This window comes from Homoserinimonas sp. (assembly GCF_056262345.1).
In genome coordinates, this window is the sequence record NZ_JBACFR010000076.1 from 1 (window position 1) to 4280 (window position 4280).

The following is a 4280-nucleotide window of genomic DNA, read 5'->3' on the forward strand; positions in this document are numbered from 1 at the left end:
AGGTCGTCGCTGTCGCCACCGAGGCCGACTCCCCATGACGCCACAATCTCACTGTCGACAGGTTCGACATAGATGGAACCGAAGATGTCGCCCTCGCCGGTGTTGGTGAACTCGCCGTTCTCGTCGAGCTCGCCCCGCAGCTCAAGGGTTGTCCAGCAGGCCTCTTGATCTGCTGCCGACTGGTTGTTGATGTAGCCGGAGGGGGCGTCGAAGCCGTAACACGGAGTCTCGACAATTTGCGGGGGCACCACCTGATCCGCGATCCCGTCGGTTACGTCGTCAGAGATGTTGGCCAGACTCACGAGCATCAGCGGCAGGAGGGTGATCGCCAGGACCGTCGTGATCACGCTCGCGATAATGGCCAGGGTCGACAGGATCACGGCGGTGATTCCCATTCCCCGGCCCTTTCGGCGAACGAGAGCAATGATGCCGAGAACGAGGCCCGTGATGCCAAACAGTGCCCCAACGATGGGAATCCAGCCCGCGAGAAACGCGAGAATACCCATGACGAGGGCGGCAACGGCGATGCCGCCGACAGTGACGGTGGAGGCCCGGGAATCGGGCGTACCCGGCGGCGGTGCGTCGGCCTCGGGGGAGCTTGCGGGGGAGAGCGGCGGGGTGCTCATAGGAGATTCCTTCGCTGAGAGGCTGTCCTCTCCTGACACTACCCTTGAAGAAGATCGCTTAGCCGAAAGGACAATCCGAATATGGTTTTCGCTGTCGCCGGAGCAACCGGCCACCTCGGTCGACTCGTTCTCGACTCGCTTCTCGACCTCGGGGTAGCACCCGGCGATATTGTCGCCATCGGGCGCGACACAGCCAAGGTTTCGGATTTTGTCGCGAAGGGAGTTGTTGCCCGCTCAGCCGACTACTCCGATCGCGGGGCGCTCGATGAGGCTCTTGCCGGAGTCGACCGGCTGCTCTTGATCTCGGGCAGCGAGGTGGGTCGTCGCGTTAAGCAACACAGGAACGTGATCGACGCGGCCAAGGATGCCGGTGTCGGCTTCATTGCCTATACGAGCGCACCGCACGCCGACACCTCGGCCCTCGCCCTTGCTCCTGAGCACAAGGCGACGGAGGCCATGGTGCGAACATCCGAGATCCCTTATGCCCTGCTGCGCAACAACTGGTACACCGAGAGCTACGTCCAGGTCGCGGAACAGGCCAAATACACGGGCCTCATCATCGCAAGCCTGGGCGACGGTCGCATTGCGAGTGCGAGTCGCCGCGACTATGCAGAGGGTGCTGCGCGCGTTCTCGCCGCAGAAGGGCACGAGGGTCAGACCTACGAGTTTGCCGGGGATACTGCGTGGGGGTACGACGAGCTCGCGGAGGTCGTCTCCGAGATTGTCGGCAGGGAGGTTACCTATAAGCGCGTCTCGTCTAAGGAGCACCGCAAGATTCTCACCAAGGCGGGCCTCGATATGGGCACGGCGGCATTCGTGGTTACCCTCGATACCAACACTCGTGACGGCGCGCTCGCCGATGCGAACCCTACGTTGAGCACTATTCTCGGCCGGCCGACAACCCCTCTGGCCACGGGCCTCGCGGAGGCCTGCGCCGAGGCAGAGGCTTCGAGAGCGGCAGAGGCTTCGAGAGCGGCAGAGGCCGAGGCGCAGGGGGAGCCCGACGCACCGCAGTAGCGGCCCGCGCTACTCCTCGAAGGTGTTACTCCTCGAAGGTGTTGAGCATCGCGGTCGCCGCGCGCTCGAAGTAGTCCCACAGGGTCGCATCGTCGAGCTCACTCAGGTTCAGGGTGTCTTGTGCCGCCCGCATGTGCTTGAGCCAGCGGTCCCGAGCATCGGGGTTGACCTTGTAGGGGTTGTGCCGCATCCGCAGCCTTGGGTGACCGCGTTCTTCGCTGTAGGTTCCTGGCCCGCCCCAGTACTGCTCAAGAAAGCCCGTGAGGCGTTGGATAGCGCCTTCGAGGTCGTGCTCTGGGTACATGGGCCACAGAACGTCGTCGTCGCGAACTCCGGCGTAGAAGGCGCGAACGAGCTTCTCAAACGTGGCTCGCCCGCCTACCCGGTCATAGAAGCTGGGGGCTGCGGCCGCGCCGAATTCGGTGGTGCGGAGCGTGATGGGGCTGCGCACGGGGTCGCCTGCTGGTGGCATTGTCACTTCTCGGTTCCCTTGGATCGTGGGGGCGGGGTCTTGCGAGCCTTGGCTGCCGCGGTGGCTTCCTTGACCTCGTCGAGCTTGATGGGGCGAGTCTTCGGCGGACGGGCGCCTCCCACGCTCGTGGCACCCTCGAACCCCTGCAGTACAACGCTGTTGAGGGCGGGCAGGCGCACTCCCATCTCGTCGAGGGTGCGCTTGAGTCTGGCGCGCAGCTCGCGGGCGACGTCGTCTTTGCTCGCCGCGCGGGTCTTGACGACAAGGCGAACCACGACCGCCTCGGCCGAAATCGACTCGATTCCCCAAATTTCGGGGCGGTCGAGCATGCGGCTGCGCCACTTGGAGTTCTGGTACATGTCGACGGCGGTGGCCAGGATGCGCTGCTGCACGAGTTCGACATCGGCGTCATAGGGAACAGCGAGGTCGATGATGGCCCTGGCCCAGCCCTGGGAGGTGTTGCCGACGCGCAGGATCTCGCCGTTGCGCACGAACCAGAGGGTTCCGTTCACGTCGCGCACCTGGGTCACCCGAATGCCGACGACCTCAACGACACCCGTCGCAGGGCCGAGATCGACAACGTCTCCGACGCCGAGCTGATCCTCCGCCACCATGAAAATTCCGTTGAGCACATCCTTGACGATGTTTTGGGCACCGAAACCAAGGCCAGCACCCACCGCCGCACTCAGAAGGCCGAAGGCAGCCGTCGCGTTGGGGAACACGATTGCGACGAGCAACAGGAGGGTGATGATGACGATTGTTGCGGTCACCGCGCTGTTGAGAACCGTGCCGAGGGCTCTGGTTCGCTGCACCACGCGCACCGCCGCAAGGGGTGACGAGAAGAGCGCCTGCGTGTCGTCGATGTTTTCCTTCTTCTTGACACCCGTCACGACACGGTTGACGACGCGACGAATGGCCAAGCGCAGCACCCAGGTCGCACCGATCGCAATTCCGATCAACAGAAGCACTTTGAGGGGCACCTGCCAGAAGTCGATAAAAGAACCGACGCCGGCCCAGAAGGCGTTCCAGTCGAAAGGTGTTGGTGTCTCTTCCATCCGCACCAGTCTAGGAGCAGCTGTCAGAGACACGGCTGACTGCACGACGAAAACGGGCCAGGGTCAGCAGACAATGCCGCTGGTCCTGACCCGTCTCGCGAACGTCGCTCGTGCTTGTGACTACTGCGCGTCGCGCTCCTGAACTCGGAGAGCTCGCTCAACACCGTCGAGGTTTTCGATCACCAGGCGTCGCAGCGCCGGGATCTCTTGATTGGCGGCGAGCCATGCCCTCGTCGCGATCACGAGCTCATGTGAGGCCAAAGGAGCGGGGTAGAGACCAACGATCAGGGAGGAGGCAATGCCGTAGCTGCGCGTGTTCCAGAGATCCGTGAGGCTCTCGAAGTAGCGGCCCACCAGCGGCTCAAGCAGCGCGGGGTCGTTGACGTGCTGCACGCCCATCGCCGTGTGGCGAACGATGAGGTTCGAGACGGTGTCGTCGTCGAGCAGTGAGGAGAACGCCGCGAGCTTAGCCTCCGCCGTGGGGATCGTTGCCCTGGCGCGGGCCGCGGCCTGCTGACCGGTCGCGGTGTTGTCCTTGGCAAGCGCCTCGGCGATTTCGTCTTCGCCAGCAGCCCCGAGAAGCACGAGGCCCTCGAGTAGCTCCCACGCCAGGTCGGTGTCGATCTCCAGCCCATCTAGTGCGATCTCGCCCGACAGCAGGCTGCGCAGAGTCGCCGCGTGCTCGTCGGTCGAGGGAATAGCAGCAAAGAACTTCACGAACTGGAACTGAGCATCCGAACCCGATTCTGCGGCCTTGGCAAGGTTCCACAGCTCGGTTCCGACCGTCTCGATCGTCTGAGCGCGCGTAGCGGGGTCGACATAGCTGCGCGCCACCGTGAGGAGCTGCGACAGCGTCGTGCGGATGGTCGTGCTCTCGGTCTCCGTCGCGATGTTGCCGAGAACGAGGCGCACGTAGTCGCTGGCTTTGGTCTCGGCATCCCGCGTGGAATCCCACGCGGAGCCCCATACGAGGGCCCGGGCGAGCGGGTCGCTGATGCTGCTGAGGTGCGCGATGGCCGTCTCAAGGGAGTGCTCGTCGAGACGGATCTTGGCGTAGGCCAGGTCGTCGTCGTTGATCAACGCGAGCGCGGGGCGCTGCAGACCAACGAG

Annotated in this window: 4 protein-coding genes and 1 pseudogene; 1 reads left to right on the plus strand and 4 read right to left on the minus strand. The window is 64.1% G+C overall.

The genetic code is table 11. The features are described 5' to 3' along the window. A pseudogene (locus AC062T_RS03840) lies at positions 1-626 on the minus strand (hypothetical protein); the annotation flags it as partial. Between the two features lie 81 nt (positions 627-707). Here AC062T_RS03840 and AC062T_RS03845 point away from each other — a divergent pair. Beyond that, complete coding sequence (locus AC062T_RS03845) at positions 708-1643, plus strand: SDR family oxidoreductase (protein ID WP_476027557.1); 936 nt, start codon at positions 708-710, stop codon at positions 1641-1643. Positions 1644-1668: 25 nt separating this feature from the next. On the opposite strand, the gene AC062T_RS03850 is transcribed toward AC062T_RS03845, so the two are convergent. The 3 genes from AC062T_RS03850 to AC062T_RS03860 form a co-directional block, all read right to left on the minus strand. After that, positions 1669-2115, minus strand: coding sequence for a globin (locus AC062T_RS03850; protein WP_476027559.1), 447 nt, complete (start codon positions 2113-2115; stop codon positions 1669-1671). 2 nt (positions 2116-2117) lie between these two features. Beyond that, entirely contained in the window at positions 2118-3170 is a 1053-nt protein-coding gene (locus tag AC062T_RS03855) for a mechanosensitive ion channel family protein (protein WP_476027561.1), read from the minus strand. 120 nt (positions 3171-3290) lie between these two features. After that, positions 3291-4280: ERAP1-like C-terminal domain-containing protein (locus AC062T_RS03860; protein ID WP_476027565.1), on the minus strand; the 990-nt coding region annotated here is incomplete at its 5' end.